Source organism: Pseudomonas hygromyciniae (genome assembly GCF_016925675.1).
GTDB lineage: Bacteria > Pseudomonadota > Gammaproteobacteria > Pseudomonadales > Pseudomonadaceae > Aquipseudomonas > Aquipseudomonas hygromyciniae.
The window spans coordinates 1,379,955-1,396,137 of the sequence record NZ_CP070506.1 but is presented as its reverse complement, the minus strand read 5'-3'; the positions used below and the strand labels follow the sequence as shown (position 1 = coordinate 1,396,137).

Annotated in this window: 16 protein-coding genes; 13 read left to right on the top strand and 3 right to left on the bottom strand. The window is 60.2% G+C overall.

Features of this window, described 5'->3' with window-relative positions; all coding sequences use genetic code 11:
- Positions 1–223 precede the first annotated feature (223 nt).
- The 9 genes from JTY93_RS06100 (at position 224) to JTY93_RS06060 (ending at position 9,020) form a co-directional block, all read left to right on the top strand.
- Positions 224–1,351, top strand: a complete 1,128-nt coding sequence (locus JTY93_RS06100; protein WP_169996965.1) for a branched-chain amino acid ABC transporter substrate-binding protein — start codon at positions 224–226, stop codon at positions 1,349–1,351.
- Positions 1,352–1,579: 228 nt separating this feature from the next.
- Positions 1,580–2,503 (top strand): high-affinity branched-chain amino acid ABC transporter permease LivH, encoded by a 924-nt coding sequence (gene livH / locus JTY93_RS06095; RefSeq protein ID WP_029297109.1) that lies wholly within the window; start codon positions 1,580–1,582, stop codon positions 2,501–2,503.
- A complete protein-coding gene (locus JTY93_RS06090; RefSeq protein WP_032858082.1) occupies positions 2,500–3,753 on the top strand; it encodes a high-affinity branched-chain amino acid ABC transporter permease LivM in 1,254 nt (417 codons plus the stop codon). Before livH ends, JTY93_RS06090 begins: the two co-directional genes overlap by 4 nt.
- Positions 3,750–4,517 carry a high-affinity branched-chain amino acid ABC transporter ATP-binding protein LivG gene (gene livG, locus JTY93_RS06085; protein ID WP_205476236.1) on the top strand — a complete coding sequence of 256 codons (768 nt, stop codon included), beginning with the start codon at positions 3,750–3,752 and terminating at the stop codon, positions 4,515–4,517. The genes JTY93_RS06090 and livG overlap by 4 nt, the downstream gene beginning before the upstream one ends.
- Positions 4,518–5,219, top strand: coding sequence for an ABC transporter ATP-binding protein (locus JTY93_RS06080; RefSeq protein WP_029297115.1), 702 nt, complete (start codon positions 4,518–4,520; stop codon positions 5,217–5,219). It begins immediately after the preceding gene.
- Positions 5,220–6,564: 1,345 nt separating this feature from the next.
- Complete coding sequence (locus JTY93_RS06075; protein WP_205478778.1) at positions 6,565–6,873, top strand: BufA1 family periplasmic bufferin-type metallophore; 309 nt, start codon at positions 6,565–6,567, stop codon at positions 6,871–6,873.
- 22 nt (positions 6,874–6,895) lie between these two features.
- Positions 6,896–7,777 (top strand): MNIO family bufferin maturase, encoded by an 882-nt coding sequence (gene bufB, locus JTY93_RS06070; protein WP_205478776.1) that lies wholly within the window; start codon positions 6,896–6,898, stop codon positions 7,775–7,777.
- Complete coding sequence (locus JTY93_RS06065) at positions 7,774–8,538, top strand: HvfC/BufC N-terminal domain-containing protein (RefSeq protein ID WP_205478775.1); 765 nt, start codon at positions 7,774–7,776, stop codon at positions 8,536–8,538. The genes bufB and JTY93_RS06065 overlap by 4 nt, the downstream gene beginning before the upstream one ends.
- Entirely contained in the window at positions 8,535–9,020 is a 486-nt protein-coding gene (locus JTY93_RS06060) for a DoxX family protein (protein WP_205478772.1), read from the top strand. Before JTY93_RS06065 ends, JTY93_RS06060 begins: the two co-directional genes overlap by 4 nt.
- Here JTY93_RS06060 and JTY93_RS06055 read toward each other — a convergent pair.
- Complete coding sequence (locus tag JTY93_RS06055) at positions 9,017–9,925, bottom strand: LysR family transcriptional regulator (protein ID WP_205478770.1); 909 nt, start codon at positions 9,923–9,925, stop codon at positions 9,017–9,019. The genes JTY93_RS06060 and JTY93_RS06055 overlap by 4 nt on opposite strands.
- Positions 9,926–10,030: 105 nt before the next feature.
- Here JTY93_RS06055 and JTY93_RS06050 point away from each other — a divergent pair, with 105 nt between their 5' ends.
- On the top strand, positions 10,031–10,630 hold the full coding sequence (locus JTY93_RS06050; protein WP_092234079.1) for a short chain dehydrogenase: 600 nt from the start codon (positions 10,031–10,033) through the stop codon (positions 10,628–10,630).
- 5 nt (positions 10,631–10,635) lie between these two features.
- Here the strand turns inward: JTY93_RS06050 and JTY93_RS06045 are convergent, their stop codons facing one another.
- Entirely contained in the window at positions 10,636–10,992 is a 357-nt protein-coding gene (locus JTY93_RS06045; protein ID WP_205478768.1) for a hypothetical protein, read from the bottom strand.
- A 172-nt stretch (positions 10,993–11,164) separates the two neighbouring features.
- Here JTY93_RS06045 and JTY93_RS06040 point away from each other — a divergent pair, with 172 nt between their 5' ends.
- Both JTY93_RS06040 and JTY93_RS06035 read left to right on the top strand, forming a co-directional pair.
- On the top strand, positions 11,165–11,836 hold the full coding sequence (locus JTY93_RS06040) for a COG3650 family protein (protein WP_070995765.1): 672 nt from the start codon (positions 11,165–11,167) through the stop codon (positions 11,834–11,836).
- Positions 11,837–11,942: 106 nt separating this feature from the next.
- Positions 11,943–13,556, top strand: coding sequence for an NAD(P)/FAD-dependent oxidoreductase (locus tag JTY93_RS06035; protein WP_205478766.1), 1,614 nt, complete (start codon positions 11,943–11,945; stop codon positions 13,554–13,556).
- A gap of 81 nt (positions 13,557–13,637) precedes the next feature.
- Here the strand turns inward: JTY93_RS06035 and JTY93_RS06030 are convergent, their stop codons facing one another.
- Positions 13,638–14,732: a PLP-dependent cysteine synthase family protein gene (locus tag JTY93_RS06030; protein WP_205478765.1), complete on the bottom strand. Its 1,095-nt coding sequence runs from the start codon at positions 14,730–14,732 to the stop codon at positions 13,638–13,640.
- Between the two features lie 217 nt (positions 14,733–14,949).
- On the opposite strand from JTY93_RS06030, the gene nhaA reads away from it, so the two are divergent.
- Entirely contained in the window at positions 14,950–16,137 is a 1,188-nt protein-coding gene (gene nhaA, locus JTY93_RS06025) for a Na+/H+ antiporter NhaA (protein ID WP_205478762.1), read from the top strand.
- Positions 16,138–16,183: the final 46 nt, after the last annotated feature.

Here is a 16,183-nt window from a genome sequence, read left to right as displayed (position 1 = left end):
TCTGGCATTCACCCGCCGCAATTCTGTCTTTTTCTTTCATTTAAGCGACACACCCGGGGTTTGCCCCCAGCAGCTAGCTTTTCAAGCGATCAACCGGCGCTCTACACTGTACCGGTACAGTTGCCAGGCCGCTGCCGGGGGGATATCCGAGATATCTGATCCGGTTCTGTAGCCCACAAGGCCGCTAGAACTATAAAAAATACAACAGTAAGAGTGGAGCACTATGAATAAGGCTACTAAGCAGATTTCCAAACTGTTTGCCGCTATGGTCCTGGCTGGAGTTGCCGGCCATTCGTTCGCAGCTGACACCATCAAGATCGGTATTGCCGGCCCTAAAACCGGCCCTGTGACCCAATACGGCGATATGCAGTTCATGGGCGCCAAGCAAGCCATCAAGGACATCAACGCCAAGGGCGGTGTCGACGGCAAGATGCTCGAAGCCAAGGAATACGACGACGCTTGCGACCCTAAACAAGCCGTTGCCGTAGCCAACAAAGTGGTCAACGACGGCGTCAAGTTCGTAGTCGGCCACCTCTGCTCCAGCTCCACTCAGCCTGCAACCGACATCTACGAAGACGAAGGCGTGATCATGATCACCCCGGCGGCTACCAGCCCGGAAATCACCTCCCGTGGCTACAAGCTGGTCTTCCGTACCATCGGCCTGGACAGCGCCCAGGGCCCAGCGGCCGGCAATTACATCGCCGACCACGTCAAGCCGAAGGTCGTTGCAGTACTGCACGACAAGCAACAATACGGTGAAGGTATCGCGTCTGCCGTGAAGAAGACCCTGGAAGAAAAAGGCGTGAAAGTCGCCGTGTTCGAAGGCCTGAACGCCGGCGACAAAGACTTTTCCTCGATCATCCAGAAGCTCAAGCAAGCCAACGTCGACTTCGTCTACTACGGCGGCTACCACCCAGAACTGGGCCTGATCCTGCGTCAATCCCAGGAAAAAGGCCTGAAAGCCAAGTTCATGGGTCCAGAAGGCGTGGGCAACGACTCCATCTCGCAAATCGCCCAGAAAGCCTCCGAAGGCCTGCTGGTCACCCTGCCCAAATCCTTTGACGCCGATCCTGCCAACAAGGCCATAGTCGACGCGCTCAAGGCTGACGGCAAAGATCCAAGCGGTCCGTTCGTGTTCCCGGCCTACTCGGCAGTTGAAATCATCGCTGGCGGCATCGCTGCTGCTAAAAGCGAAGACACCGCCAAAGTGGCCGCGGCCATCCACGCGGGTACCTTCAAGACCCCGACTGGCGATCTGAGCTTCGACGCCAAGGGCGACCTGAAAGACTTCAAGTTCGTGGTCTACGAATGGCACTTCGGCCAACCAAAAACCGAAGTTTCCCCTCAGTAAGCCAGGCGTTACTGGACAACAAGCCCACTGTGCAAGCAGTGGGTTTTGTTTTACGAGGTTTATGGGCCACGCACCCGCGATCCGGGTGCTGGTTCACCTGAAAATCTTAAAACCGTCACCAGCGGTTCGCTGGCAAATGCTTTGTGCAAATGTGCTCACAGAACACAGCACCAGGCTGGAAGATGACTCCACCAGTGAAATGCGTATCGGGTTTTTAGGAGCGCTGTAATGCCTGAGATCTATCATTTTTTCCAACAGCTGGTTAATGGCCTGACCATTGGCAGCACCTATGCCTTGATAGCCATTGGCTACACAATGGTTTACGGCATCATTGGAATGATCAACTTCGCCCACGGCGAGGTCTACATGATTGGCTCCTACGTGGCTTTCATCGCCATTGCCGGGCTGGCCATGATGGGTATCCACTCCCTGCCGCTGTTGATGACTGCCGCATTCCTTGCGTCAATCGTCGTAACCAGTGCCTACGGCTACAGTATCGAACGCGTTGCGTACCGCCCCTTGCGTGGCAGCAACCGCCTGATCCCGTTGATTTCCGCCATCGGCATGTCGATTTTCCTGCAGAACACCGTATTGCTGTCCCAGGACTCCAAGGACAAGTCCATTCCCAACCTGATCCCGGGCAGTATTTCCTTCGGGCCGGGCGGCGCAGAAGAAGTCCTGATTTCCTACATGCAGATCCTGGTCTTCGTCGTCACCCTGGTGGCGATGCTCGGCCTGACCCTGTTCATCTCCCGCTCCCGTCTGGGGCGCGCCTGCCGGGCCTGCGCCGAAGACATCAAGATGGCCAACCTGCTGGGCATCAACACCAACAACATCATTGCCCTGACTTTCGTCATCGGTGCTGCACTGGCGGCCGTCGCTGCCGTGTTGCTGAGCATGCAGTATGGCGTGATCAACCCCAATGCCGGCTTCCTGGTGGGCCTCAAAGCCTTTACCGCGGCGGTCCTGGGCGGCATCGGCAGTATTCCGGGCGCCATGCTCGGCGGGCTGGTGCTGGGTGTGGCCGAAGCCTTTGGTGCCGATATCTTCGGTGACCAGTACAAGGACGTGGTGGCATTCGGTCTATTGGTTCTGGTGCTGTTATTCCGGCCGACCGGCATCCTGGGCCGTCCGGAGGTTGAGAAAGTATGAGCAGATATCTTAAATCGGCGTTTTTCAGCGCCTTGCTGGTTTGGGCCGTGGCCTTTCCGGTACTCGGACTGAAGTTGAGCATTGTCGGGATCAACCTTGAAGTACACGGCACCGGGCCAGTGACGCTGACCATCATTGCCCTGTGCTCGGTGCTGATGTTCCTGCGGGTACTGTTCACCCAGCAGGTCGGTGCGCTGCTCAAGTCCAACCGTGGCCCGCTGGTCTCGCCCAAGGTCAGCCAGTTCCTGACCCTGCCGCGTACCCAGCGCTACATCATCATCGGCCTGATCGTGGCCGCGTTGATCTGGCCATTCTTCGGCTCCCGTGGTGCGGTGGATATTGCCACCCTGATCCTGATCTACGTGTTGCTGGGCCTGGGCCTGAACATCGTGGTGGGCTTGGCCGGGCTGCTCGACCTGGGTTACGTGGGCTTCTACGCGGTGGGTGCCTACACCTACGCGCTGCTCTCGCACTACCTGGGCTGGAGCTTCTGGATCTGCCTGCCATTGGCCGGCATGGCGGCGGCGACGTTCGGCTTCCTGCTGGGCTTCCCGGTGTTGCGCCTGCGCGGTGACTACCTGGCCATCGTGACCCTGGGCTTCGGTGAAATCATCCGCCTGTTCCTGCGTAACCTTACGGATATCACCGGTGGTCCCAACGGTATCAGCAGCATTCCCAAGCCAACGTTCTTCGGCTTGTCGTTTGATCGCTCCGCTGCCGAGGGCATGCAGACCTTCCACGAGTACTTCGGGATTGCCTACAACCCGGTGAGCAAGGTGGTGTTCCTGTACCTGGTCGCCCTGTTGCTGGCCCTGGCCGCGCTGTTCGTGATCAACCGCCTGCTGCGCATGCCGATCGGGCGTGCCTGGGAAGCGCTGCGTGAAGACGAAATCGCCTGCCGTGCGCTGGGCCTGAACCCAACCGTCATCAAGCTCTCCGCCTTCACCCTGGGTGCCGCGTTCGCCGGTTTTGCCGGCAGCTTCTTTGCCGCTCGCCAAGGCCTGGTGACGCCTGAGTCGTTTACCTTCATCGAGTCGGCAATCATCCTCGCCATCGTGGTATTGGGTGGCATGGGCTCGCAGTTGGGCGTGATCCTTGCGGCCATCGTGATGATCCTGCTGCCGGAACTGATGCGTGAGTTCAGCGAGTACCGCATGTTGATGTTCGGCGCCATGATGGTGCTGATGATGATCTGGCGCCCTCAAGGCCTGCTGCCCATGCAACGTCCACATATGGAGCTGCGCAAATGAGCCGCGAGATCCTGAAAGTCGAAAACCTGAGCATGCGCTTCGGCGGCTTGCTGGCGGTCAATGGCGTCGCCCTGACCGTCAAAGAGAAACAAGTGGTTGCGCTGATCGGCCCCAATGGCGCCGGCAAGACCACGGTGTTCAACTGCCTGACCGGCTTCTACAAACCGGCCGGTGGCAGCATCCTGCTGGACGGCCAGCCGATCCAGGGCCTGGCCGGTCACGAGATCGCCCGCAAGGGCGTGGTGCGGACCTTCCAGAACGTGCGGTTGTTCAAGGACATGACCGCAGTGGAAAACCTGCTGATTGCCCAGCACCGTCACCTGAACACCAACTTCTTCGCAGGCCTGTTCAAGACCCCGGGGTTCCGCAAGAGCGAGCGCGAGGCCATGGAGTACGCCGCGTATTGGCTGGACAAGGTCAACCTCACCGAGTTTGCCAACCGTCCGGCCGGCACCCTGGCCTATGGTCAGCAACGCCGCCTGGAAATCGCCCGCTGCATGATGACCCGCCCGCGGATCCTGATGCTCGACGAACCCGCTGCGGGCCTCAACCCCAAGGAAACCGAAGACCTCAAGGCGTTGATCGGTGTGCTGCGTGAAGAAAACAACGCCACCGTGCTGCTGATCGAACACGACATGAAACTGGTCATGAGCATTTCCGACCATATCGTCGTGATCAACCAGGGCACGCCATTGGCCAACGGGACGCCGGAGCAGATCCGCGACAATCCGGAAGTGATCAAAGCCTATTTGGGGGAAGCGTAAATGCTGCAATTCGAAAACGTTTCCACTTTCTACGGCAAGATCCAGGCCCTGCACGACGTCAACGTGGAAGTGCGCCAGGGCGAGATCGTCACCCTGATCGGTGCCAACGGTGCCGGCAAGTCCACCTTGCTGATGACCCTGTGCGGTTCGCCCCAGGCTCACAGCGGCAGCATCCGCTACATGGGTGAGGAACTGGTAGGCCAGCATTCGGCGGCGATCATGCGCAAGAGCATTGCCGTGGTCCCGGAAGGCCGTAGGGTGTTTGCCCGCCTGACCGTGGAAGAGAACCTGGCCATGGGCGGATTCTTTACCGACAAGGGCGACTACCAGGAGCAGATGGACAAGGTGCTGCACCTGTTCCCTCGGCTCAAGGAACGCTTCAGCCAGCGCGGCGGCACCATGTCCGGCGGCGAACAGCAGATGCTCGCCATCGGCCGTGCGCTGATGAGCAAGCCCAAGTTGCTGCTGTTGGACGAACCTTCCCTGGGCCTGGCCCCGATCATCATCCAGCAGATTTTCGACATCATCGAGCAACTGCGCAAGGACGGTGTGACGGTGTTTTTGGTGGAGCAAAACGCCAACCAGGCGTTGAAAATTGCCGACCGTGCCTACGTGCTGGAAAACGGCCGGGTAGTGATGCAGGGCAGCGGCGAGCAACTGCTGACCGACCCGAAAGTGCGCGAGGCATATCTGGGCGGCTAAAAACGGCTGCTCAATGAACCGGGCCAAAATGTGGGACCGGGCTTGCCCGCGATGGCTGTGTGTCGGTGCTGGATGCATTGGCTGACACTCCGCTATCGCGGGCAAGCCCACACTTGATCTTCATCCAGACTGAAACCCCGGCCCCACCACCAATCCCTGTGGGAGCTGTCGAGCTTTAGCGAGGCTGCGAAGGCGGCAGCACAGCTAACAAAGAGTCCACCTGACCCACCGCTTTCGCAGCCTCGCCAGGGCTCGACAGCTCCCACACTTGATCTTCATCCAACCTGAAATCCCGGACCCGCCGCCAATCCCTGTGGGAGCTGTCGAGCTTTAGCGAGGCTGCGAAAGCGGCAGCACAGCCACTGAAGATGTCGCCTGCTCCACCGCTTTCGCAGCCTCGCCAGGGCTCGACAGCTCCCACACTTGATCTTCATCCAGCCTGAAATCCCGGCCCCACCACCAATCCCTGTGGGAGCTGTCGAGCTTTAGCGAGGCTACGAAAGCGGCAGCACAGCCACTGAAGATGTCGCCTGACCCTCCACTATCGCAGCCTCGCCGGGGCTCGACAGCTCCCACACTTGATCTTCATCCAACCTGAAATCCCGGACCCGCCGCCAATCCCTGTGGGAGCTGTCGAGCTTTAGCGAGGCTGCGAAGGCGGCAGCACAGCTAACAAAGAGTCCACCTGACCCACCGCTTTCGCAGCCTCGCCGGGGCTCGACAGCTGCCACACTTGATCTTCATCCAGCCTGAAATCCCGGCCCCACCACCAATCCCTGTGGGAGCTGTCGAGCTTTAGCGAGGCTGCGAAAGCGGCAGCACAGCCACTGAAGATGTCGCCTGACCCTCCACTATCGCAGCCTCGCCGGGGCTCGACAGCTCCCACAGTTGATCTTCATCCAGCCTGAAATCCCGGCCCCACCACCAATCCCTGTGGGAGCTGTCGAGCTTTAGCGAGGCTGCGAAGGCGGCAGCACAGCTAACAAAGAGTCCACCTGACCCACCGCTTTCGCAGCCTCGCCAGGGCTCGACAGCTCCCACACTTGATCTTCATCCAGCCTGAAATCCCGGCCCCACCACCAATCCCTGTGGGAGCTGTCGAGCTTTAGCGAGGCTGCGAAAGCGGCAGCCCAGCCACTGAAGATGTCGCCTGACCCTCCACTATCGCAGCCTCGCCAGGGCTCGACAGCTCCCACACTTGATCTTCATCCAACCTGAAATCCCGGCCCCACCAACAGTTTTCAAGTTTTCTTCGACCCACGTGTAACGATCCCCTCCCCCCTTTCTCTAGTGGGGTAAGCAAGCACAAACGCTTTCTTGCCAACCTCACTGCTGGAGAAACACCATGACCACTACCACCCGTTCGCTGTCCGCCGCCACCCTCGTCCTGGCCCTGGGTTCTGCCTTGAGCCTGAGCACTCTGACCACTGCCGCCCATGCCGACGAGGCGAAGATGGAAAAATGCTTTGGCGTCGCCCTCAAAGGCAAGAACGACTGCGCCGCAGGCGCTGGCACCACGTGCGCGGGCACCTCGAAAACCGACTACCAGGCCAACGCCTGGAATCTGGTCCCCGAGGGCACCTGCATGAAGATGGAAAGCAAAACCTCGCCAACCGGTTTTGGCCAACTGGAAGCCTACAAGGCCAAATCCTGAATCCCCTGCCTGAGTACTGACGATGACGCTTTCATCTCTGCCTGATGTCGCCCAGGCTCAGGCTCCCGGCCTTCCGCGCCGGGCCGGGCTGGGGCTCAAGAGCGAGCACTTCCAGCAAGTGCTCGCCACCCTGCCCGATATTGGTTTTTTTGAAGTCCACGCCGAAAACTACATGGTGGCCGGCGGGCCGTTCCACCACTATCTAGGGTTGATCCGCGAGCAGTATCCGCTATCGCTGCACGGCGTCGGCCTGTCCATCGGTGGCGAAGGCCCGCTGAACCACGCCCACTTGGCGCGCCTGGCGGCACTGATGGAGCGCTATCAACCTCACTCCTTTTCCGAACACCTGGCCTGGTCAAGCCACGGCCCGGTGTTTCTCAATGACCTGCTGCCCCTGGCCTATGACGACGCCGCCCTCAAGCGGGTGTGCGAACACATTGACCAGGTACAAAACACACTCAAGCGGCGCATGTTGCTGGAGAACCCGTCAACCTACCTGCAGTTCCAGCACTCCACCCTGGACGAAACCGACTTTATCAGCGAGGTCATCCGGCGTACCGGCTGCGGCCTGTTGCTGGACGTGAACAATGTATATGTGTCCTGCATCAATCATCAGCAGGATCCGTTGGCCTACCTCAATGCCTTGCCTTTGCACAGCGTGGGCGAGATTCATCTGGCAGGTTTTGCCGAAGACACCGACAGCCTAGGTGATCGCCTGCTGATCGATGACCACGGAGCGCCGGTCGACAACGCCGTCTGGCAGTTGTATCAGCAGGCACTGCAACGCACCGGGCCGGTGGCTACGCTGATCGAGCGTGACAACGATGTTCCGGCCTTCAGCGTATTGCACGCCGAAGCCCGGCAAGCGGACCAGCACCTGCTGGCTGCGGCGGTGCCCCTATGAACCTGCACGGACGATTCGCCCAGGCCCTGCTTACGCCGGACCAACCATGCCCGGATGGGTTGTTCAGCCGCAATGGCGCCGATCCTGCCAGTCGTTTTGCGGTGTATCGCAACAACGTCCACAGCTCGTTGATCAATGCCCTGGCCGACAGTTATCCGGTGACCCGGCAACTGGTGGGCGACCATTTTTTTCGGGCCATGGCCGGGTTGTATATCCAGGCTTACCCACCGATCAGCCCGCTGCTCCACGACTACGGCAGTGACCTGGCGGATTTTATCCAGGGCTTCGCCCCCGCTGTCGAGGTGCCATACCTGGCCGACGTCGCTCGGCTGGAGCGCTTGCGGATCAGTGCCTATCACGCCATCGACGCCCCGGTAGCCGACCCACAGGCCGTGGTGAACCAGCTACAGCAGCTACTCAGTCTGGGCAACGTGCGCCTGCAATTGCATCCATCCGTTGCCACCTTGCGTTCGGACTACGCCGTGGTGGCGCTATGGGCTGCGCACCAAACCACCGACAGCATCGCCAAAATCGACCCCTGGCATGGGCAAAGTGCGCTGGTGCTGCGCAACGGCCTGGAGGTGGAAGTGTTCTGCATCGACAGCGGCTGCGTGACCTTTATCAACAGCCTGAACAACGATTGGCCCCTGGAAATGGCGGTGGCGTACGCCCTCGACGCGGCCAGCGAATTTGACCTGCACCAATGCCTGGGACTGCTGATCAACCACCGCGCCATCACCCAAATCAAGGTACAGCCATGAATACTTCCGCCCCCCGTCTGATTGCACGCGTCACTCAAACCTTCGAAAAAATCCCCTACAGCCTGATCGCTCTTGTCGCACGTTTTTCCATTGCAGCGGTGTTCTGGAAATCCGGCCAGACCAAGGTCCAGGGGTTTGCCGTCGACCTGATAGACGGCACCTTCGAACTGGGCGTGCCCCACCTCGCCAACTCCACCGTGCCGTTGTTTCGAAGTGAATACCGGTTACCGTTTGTGCCAGCAGAAGTGGCCGCGTACCTGGCCACATTCGCCGAACACTTTTTCCCGGTTCTGATTCTGCTGGGGCTTGCCACACGTTTTTCAGCGCTGGCGTTACTGGGCATGACCCTGGTGATCCAACTATTTGTCTATCCCGATGCGTACCCGACCCACGGCACCTGGATCGCGTTGCTGCTGGTGTTGATGGCCAAGGGGCCCGGACGGGTGTCAATTGATCACTGGATCGCCCGGCGCTGGCGCTAGAGCCGGTCCAATGCCTCGCCGTTGCGCTTGAACCAGCCCACCAGGTAATCGGCCAGCACTTGGGTGCGACGCGGTAGCCCACCCTGATACGGATGCACCAGGTACATGGGCATGCTGCGGGTCTGATAATCACGCAAGAGCCAACGAAGCCGGCCGTCAGCCAATTCCACTTGCAACAGATAGGACGGCAGCCGTGCGATACCGGCCCCCACCAGTGCGGCTTTTTTCAGCAAGTTGTAGTGGTTGGAGGCAAAAGTGCCATCCACCCGCACTCGCAACAGCTCGTGCTGCTGGTGATATAGCCACTCCTCGCGCCCACTGTAGTGGCTGTTGAGCAAACAGCGGTGCCCGACCAGCTCCGCGGGTGTCAGCGGTTCACCGTACTGTTCCAGGTAAGCCGGGCTGGCACAGGTCATTTCATGCCAGGCCAACAACGGCTTGGCGACCAGGCGCTCATCGTTGGCAACCTCTGAGCGTACCGCCAGATCAAAGCCGTCCCTGGCCAGGTCGCGATAATTGTTGCTGAGATCCACCTCGACCTGCACTTGCGGGTACTGTCGGGAAAACTCCAGTAACAGGCCATCGAAGAAGGTTTCGCCCAGGGACACCGGAACGGTCATACGCACCGGCCCGGCCACATCATCTTTTAGCCGCGCCAATGCCTGACGTGCACGGTCCACTTGGATTACCAGCGCCTGAGCTTGTGGCAGCAGGGCCGCGCCGGCAGCGGTCAGATTCAGCCGGCGGGTGGTGCGGTGCAGCAACACTACCGAAAACTGTGCTTCCAACTGGCTGATGCGCTTGGACAACTGCCCCTTGCTGCAGCCCAGTTGCTGGGCGGCCAGGGTAAAACTGCCGGCTTCGATCAACACCGCAAACGCCGCCAGGTCGTCCATCTCGCTCATGGATTGTTTCCATTTGAAAACCAAAGGTTGCCTATTAGTGCGCTTATCTACAGAAAAAACCACTCTAGACTGAAGGCTCACTTGAACCCTTTGAGGAATCACATCATGAAGATCCTGTTGATTGGCGCCAGCGGCACGGTGGGCTCGGCAGTCAAGGCCGAGCTGTCCCAGCGCCACGAAGTGATCAGCATCGGTCGCAAGAGCGGCGACTTTCACGTTGATATCAGCGATAGCGCTTCAATCCGCCAGTTGTTTGCGCAAACCGGCAAGTTCGATGCCCTGGTATGCGCCGCCGGCAGTGTGAACTTCGTACCTTTGGGAGAGATGGATGCCAGCCACTTCGACCTAGGCCTGCAAGACAAACTGATGGGCCAGGTCAACCTGCTGCTGATCGGCCGTGAATTCGCCAACGACGGTGCGTCGTTCACCTTCACCAGCGGCATCCTCAATCGCGACCCGATCCGCACCGGCGCTTCGGCTGCACTGGTCAATGGCGCCATCGATGCCTTCGTCAAGGCGGCGGCGATTGAATTGCCACGGGGCTTGCGCATCAATTCGGTCAGCCCGACCGTGCTGGTGGAGGCCATGGGCAGCTATGCGCCATATTTCAGAGGCTTCAAGCCGGCTCCTGCGGCGGACGTGGCATTGGCATACGCCAAAAGTGTTGAAGGCTTACAGACCGGACAGACTTACATCGTAGGCTGAAAGCATCACTCGAGCAGCGATGGCATCATCTCCAGCAACTGGTCGCGGGGAATGGAAAACGTCAGGCCCGGACCGTCGAGGACACTCTGAACCGTCGCGGTACTGAGCTGCCGGCCATTGAGATACAGCGTTATCCGTTTGTGCATGGCCAGCAGGCTCAGGGCTTTGGAACGCGCCCTGGCCTCGGGCGTCAGCGTCACGTCGACTCGAATAAACTCAGGCTGGAGCGCCGAGGTTTTTTTCAGGCTCACCGTGATCTCGGTAAAGTCGGTCTGCGAACTGTAGAACAGCTTGGCCGGCGCCTCGGCCCTGGCCAGGGGCGCCATCCAGACCAGGGCGAAAAAGGCCCATCGAAGGCTCATACACGTGCTCCTTTGAAAAGCGTGAACGTTGCACAAGGTTGGCACAGCAAACAGAGGAAAAGGCTTAAATCCGCGCTCCATTAAAATGCTGAAACCTAATCGTGCGCCATCGTCGGCTTGTGATGCGGCGCCAGCCTGCGTAACGTGGCGGCACTTGTCAGGAGACCCGATAATGCTTGCCGCCCGTACCCTTGCTCTGTTTGCCCTGCTGCCCTTGTTCGCTGCCTGCCAGGTGTTTGAACGCGATCCGGCGACGCCCTCCACTGCGGGCCTGACTCGCATGCAAGGCGAGTTGACGGCCATCGGCGACAAATTGCTGTTCCAGCCCTGCCATGACCAGCGTAACTACGTGGTCAACGATACCGGCGGTACCAGCATCCTCCAGGAAGCTGCGTCCCTGGCCGGCCAGCAAGGGGCGTTGTTTGCCGACTTGCGCGGCAAGTTTTCCGGGGTCGCCAGCGGCACCCAGGGCCAGGTGGAGCTGCAACAGCTGTACCGCGTCGAACGCTCGACCTCAGCCTGTGACGACCCGGACTTCAAGCGCATGATCCTGCGCGCCAACGGGCACAAGCCAGCCTGGGCCCTGAATGTGACCAACAAGGGCATGGTCCTGCAACGCGAAGGCCAGCCACCGTTGCCGGTGCCTTATGTGGAAGAGCAACTGGGTGACGGCCGTTTCAACCTCACCACCGAAGCCAACGGCCAGCAGATTGAACTGTGGGTCGCGCCCCAGCGCTGCATCGATAGCGTCAGCGGCAGCCTGCAACACATGAGCGCCGAACTTCGGATCAACGGTCAGGTGCAGCGTGGTTGCGCGGCATTTGGCGGCTCGCGAGACGACTGATTCGCCCCTGGGCTGTTTTAGCATGACGGGAAAGCGCCGTTGGGGCTTATAATCGCCGGTTTGCAAAACTGCCGGCCCTTCCAAACGCCGCATATCGGATCCTGTCATGCTACGAATCACCGAACTCAAGCTGCCCATCGACCATCCCGAAGAAGACCTGCGGCCTGCCATCGTGCAGCGCCTGGGCATCGCCAGTGATGATCTGCTCGATTTCACCCTGTTCAAACGCAGCTACGATGCGCGCAAGAAGTCGTCGGAGCTGTGCTTCATCTACACCGTGGACCTTGAGGTCAAGGGCGAAGCCGCCCTGCTGCTCAAGTTCGCCGACGATCGCAATATCAATGCCGCCCCCGATATCAGCTACAAGGTCGTAGGACAGGCACCGGCAGACCTGAGCGAGAGCCCTATCGTCGTCGGCTTCGGCCCTTGCGGGATCTTTGCCGGGTTGTTGCTGGCGCAGATGGGCTTCAAGCCGATCATCCTCGAGCGCGGCCGCGAAGTACGCCAGCGCACCAAGGACACCTGGGGCCTGTGGCGCAAAAACGTCCTAAACCCCGAGTCCAACGTGCAGTTCGGTGAGGGCGGCGCCGGGACCTTTTCCGACGGCAAGCTCTACAGCCAGATCAAGGACCCGAAATTCCACGGGCGCAAGGTCCTGCACGAGTTCGTCAAGGCCGGCGCGCCGGATGAAATCCTCTACGTCAGCAAACCGCACATCGGCACCTTCCGTCTGACCGGCGTGGTGGAAAACATGCGCCAGCAGATCATCGCCCTGGGCGGTGAGGTGCGTTTTGAACAGCGGGTCACCGACGTGCTGATCGAAGATGGCCAGTTGAATGGCGTGGTGGTCGCTGGTGGCGAACAGATCCTCTCCAAGCACGTGATCCTCGCCCTCGGCCACAGCGCCCGCGACACCTTCCGCATGCTCCACGGCCGTGGCGTGTACATGGAAGCCAAGCCGTTCTCGGTGGGTTTCCGCATCGAGCACCCGCAGTCGCTGATCGACGCGGCACGCCTGGGCAAGTATGCCGGGCACCCAAAACTGGGCGCGGCCGACTACAAGCTGGTGCACCACGCCAAGAACGGCCGTTCGGTATACAGCTTCTGCATGTGCCCGGGCGGTACGGTGGTTGCGGCCACTTCCGAGCCAAATCGGGTTGTGACCAATGGCATGAGCCAATACTCGCGTAACGAGCGCAATGCCAACTCCGGGATCGTGGTCGGCATCACCCCGGAAGTCGACTATCCGGGCGGCCCTCTGGCCGGGATCGAGCTGCAGGAGCGCCTGGAGTCCCACGCGTTCATCCTCGGCGGCAGCAACTACGAAGCACCGGCGCAACTGGTGGGTGATTTCATCGCCGGCAAACCATCCACGGCCATCGGCAGCGTGGAACCTTCCTACAAGCCAGGCGTAGCCCTGGGCGACTTGGCCCTGGCCTTGCCAGACTTCGCCATCGAGGCCATCCGCGAAGCGTTGCCGGCCTTTGAGAAGCAGATCAAGGGTTACTCGCTGCATGACGCGGTACTGACCGGGATCGAGACCCGCACCTCGTCGCCGCTGCGGATCACCCGCGACGCGTCGATGCAGAGTTTGAATGTCAAAGGCCTGTTCCCGGCCGGCGAAGGCGCAGGTTATGCCGGTGGGATCTTGTCGGCAGGCGTTGACGGGATTCGGATTGCCGAAGCCGTGGCCCGGGATATCCTCGGCATCGAGGCCTGACAGCTCACCCGCAAGCGCCCCTCTCTATTGTGGGAGCCGGGCTTGCCCGGCTCCCACAATGGTTTCCATACACAGGAAATTTTAGATATTGGCGCGCAGGATGCTGTCCGGCAACGGCTCGCCCCGCTCGACACTGGCTGCAACAGCGTCAATCAGTTCCTCCAGCTCGTACCCTTGCCCGATCAGCCACGCATCGTCGTAATAGGTCGTGGCATAACGCTCGCCCCCATCACACAGAATCGCCACGATAGACCCCGACTCCCCTGCCGCCTGCATCTGCTGCGCGGCAATCAACGCGCCAATCAGATTGGTACCGCTGGAACCCCCGACCCGCCGTCCCAAGCGTTGCGCCAGGTAATGCATGGCCGCCAACGACAAGGCGTCCGGCACCTTGACCATCGCATCGATCACCTTGGGCAGGAATGACGCTTCTACCCGTGGCCGGCCAATGCCCTCGATTCGCGAACCGCAGTCAAGGCGCAGGCTGGCATCACCGGTCTGGTAATACTCGAAGAACACCGAACGCTCGGCGTCGGCGCATAACACCCGGGTGCAATGCTGGCGATAACGCACATAACGCCCGAGGGTCGCGGTGGTACCGCCGGTACCCGGGCTGGAAATCAGCCAGCTCGGCTCTGGATGCCGCTCGCAGCGCAATTGCTGGAAGATTGATTCGGCAATGTTGTTGTTCGCCCGCCAGTCGGTAGCACGTTCAGCGTAGGTGAACTGATCCATGAAGTGCCCGCCGCTTTCCTGCGCCAAACGCTCGGATTCGGCGTAGATCTGCGTGGGATCCTGCACCAGATGGCTCTTGCCGCCGTAAAAGGCGATTTGCGCAATCTTTTCCTGAGACGTGGTGGCCGGCATCACCGCAATGAACGGCAGGCCCAGCAAGCGCGCGAAGTACGCTTCAGAGATCGCCGTCGAGCCGCTGGACGCCTCGATCACCGGTGCGCCGGGCTTGAGCCAACCGTTGCACAGGGCATACAGGAACAGGGAGCGGGCCAGCCGGTGCTTGAGGCTACCGGTGGGGTGGCTGGATTCATCTTTGAAATACAACTCGATCCCCGGCAGGCCCGGCAGCGGCAGCGGGATCAGGTGGGTGTCGGCGCTGCGCTGGAAGTCCGCTTCAATAATGCGGATGGCCTCTCGGGCCCACGGACGGTGGTCGCTCATGCTCAAGTTCCATTAAATTTTCAGGCTTGATCTTAGGGTGTTTCCTACACTGCACACAGATACAGTCGTGACTCAATTCGATACACAATTGCTAGGCTTTGACGCAATCCATACCTTGGCACTTTTATATAACAAAAAAAGAATATAACTTTTGTTTTAACAACTAACAGTACGAGTTAGGGTACGCCCCTATTGAACTTTGATTGGAGAGCATCCCTTGCCTCTGCGTAGCACATTTACCCGTTTCTTCCAGCTTGAAGCGGCCAGCGGTCTGTTACTGATCGCTGCAGCCGCCTTGGCCCTGATCATCAACAACTCACCGCTGTCCCATCTCTACAACAGCTTCCTTGAAGTGCCCGTCGCCGTACAAATCGGTGCGCTGCAAATCGCCAAGCCGTCACTGCTATGGATCAACGACGGCCTGATGGCCCTGTTCTTCCTGCTGATCGGCCTGGAGGTCAAGCGCGAGTTGCTCGACGGCCACCTGTCCAAGCCTTCCCAGGTCGTGCTGCCAGGCGCAGCAGCCATCGGCGGCATGGTGGTGCCAGCACTGATCTACTGGGCGCTGAACAAGGATAACCCTGCGGCGCTGGGCGGCTGGGCCATCCCGATGGCCACCGATATCGCCTTTGCCCTCGGCGTACTGGCACTGCTGGGCAAGCGTGTACCGGTGTCGCTGAAGCTGTTCCTGATGACCCTGGCGATCATTGATGACCTGGGCGCCATTATCGTCATCGCGATTTTCTACTCCAGTGAACTGTCCACTGCGTCGCTGGCGGGTGCAGGCGCATGCCTTGTCGCGCTGATCGCCATGAACCGCCTGGGCGTGGTCAAGCTCGGGCCCTACCTGATCATCGGCCTGATCCTCTGGGTCTGCGTGCTCAAGAGCGGTGTGCATGCCACCCTGGCTGGCGTCACCCTGGCGTTCTGCATCCCACTGCGTACCAAGAACGCCGAGCCGTCGCCCCTGCTAGGCCTGGAACACGCCCTGCACCCGTGGGTGGCGTACGCAATCCTGCCGCTGTTCGCCTTTGCCAACGCCGGTGTGTCCCTGGCCGGGGTCAACCTGGAGAGCTTCACCCACCATGTGCCTATGGGTATCGCCGCAGGCCTGCTGGTGGGCAAGACCGTCGGTGTGTTTGGCCTGACCTGGCTCGCGGTGAAAACCGGCCTCGCGGCTCTACCGACCGGCGCCAATTGGGGCCAAGTCATGGGCGTGGCCATCCTGTGCGGCATCGGCTTCACCATGAGCCTGTTTGTCGGCTCACTGGCGTTCGTACCAGGCAGTAGCGAATACGCCGGGATGGACCGGATGGGCATTCTCACCGGTTCGATCCTTGCTGCATTGATTGGTTATGCAGTGACAGCGATGGCCAGTCGCAAGCAGGTGACGGTCAACGCGTAACACGTAACGGGGGGGGAAGGCTTTTCCTGCCCCCCCGTGCTTTCAG

Bases quoted from the DNA above. Each gene is read 5' to 3' on its own strand.
- JTY93_RS06060 (WP_205478772.1), top strand. From the start codon at position 8,535: ATGAATACTTCCGCCCCCCGTCTGATTGCACGCGTCACTCAAACCTTC.
- JTY93_RS06100 (WP_169996965.1), top strand. From the start codon at position 224: ATGAATAAGGCTACTAAGCAGATTTCCAAACTGTTTGCCGCTATGGTC.
- JTY93_RS06040 (WP_070995765.1), top strand. From the start codon at position 11,165: ATGCTTGCCGCCCGTACCCTTGCTCTGTTTGCCCTGCTGCCCTTGTTC.
- JTY93_RS06080 (WP_029297115.1), top strand. From the start codon at position 4,518: ATGCTGCAATTCGAAAACGTTTCCACTTTCTACGGCAAGATCCAGGCC.
- livG (WP_205476236.1), top strand. From the start codon at position 3,750: ATGAGCCGCGAGATCCTGAAAGTCGAAAACCTGAGCATGCGCTTCGGC.
- JTY93_RS06035 (WP_205478766.1), top strand. From the start codon at position 11,943: ATGCTACGAATCACCGAACTCAAGCTGCCCATCGACCATCCCGAAGAA.
- JTY93_RS06045 (WP_205478768.1), bottom strand. From the start codon at position 10,992: ATGAGCCTTCGATGGGCCTTTTTCGCCCTGGTCTGGATGGCGCCCCTG.
- JTY93_RS06050 (WP_092234079.1), top strand. From the start codon at position 10,031: ATGAAGATCCTGTTGATTGGCGCCAGCGGCACGGTGGGCTCGGCAGTC.
- JTY93_RS06090 (WP_032858082.1), top strand. From the start codon at position 2,500: ATGAGCAGATATCTTAAATCGGCGTTTTTCAGCGCCTTGCTGGTTTGG.
- JTY93_RS06075 (WP_205478778.1), top strand. From the start codon at position 6,565: ATGACCACTACCACCCGTTCGCTGTCCGCCGCCACCCTCGTCCTGGCC.
- livH (WP_029297109.1), top strand. From the start codon at position 1,580: ATGCCTGAGATCTATCATTTTTTCCAACAGCTGGTTAATGGCCTGACC.
- JTY93_RS06055 (WP_205478770.1), bottom strand. From the start codon at position 9,925: ATGAGCGAGATGGACGACCTGGCGGCGTTTGCGGTGTTGATCGAAGCC.
- JTY93_RS06065 (WP_205478775.1), top strand. From the start codon at position 7,774: ATGAACCTGCACGGACGATTCGCCCAGGCCCTGCTTACGCCGGACCAA.
- JTY93_RS06030 (WP_205478765.1), bottom strand. From the start codon at position 14,732: ATGAGCGACCACCGTCCGTGGGCCCGAGAGGCCATCCGCATTATTGAA.
- bufB (WP_205478776.1), top strand. From the start codon at position 6,896: ATGACGCTTTCATCTCTGCCTGATGTCGCCCAGGCTCAGGCTCCCGGC.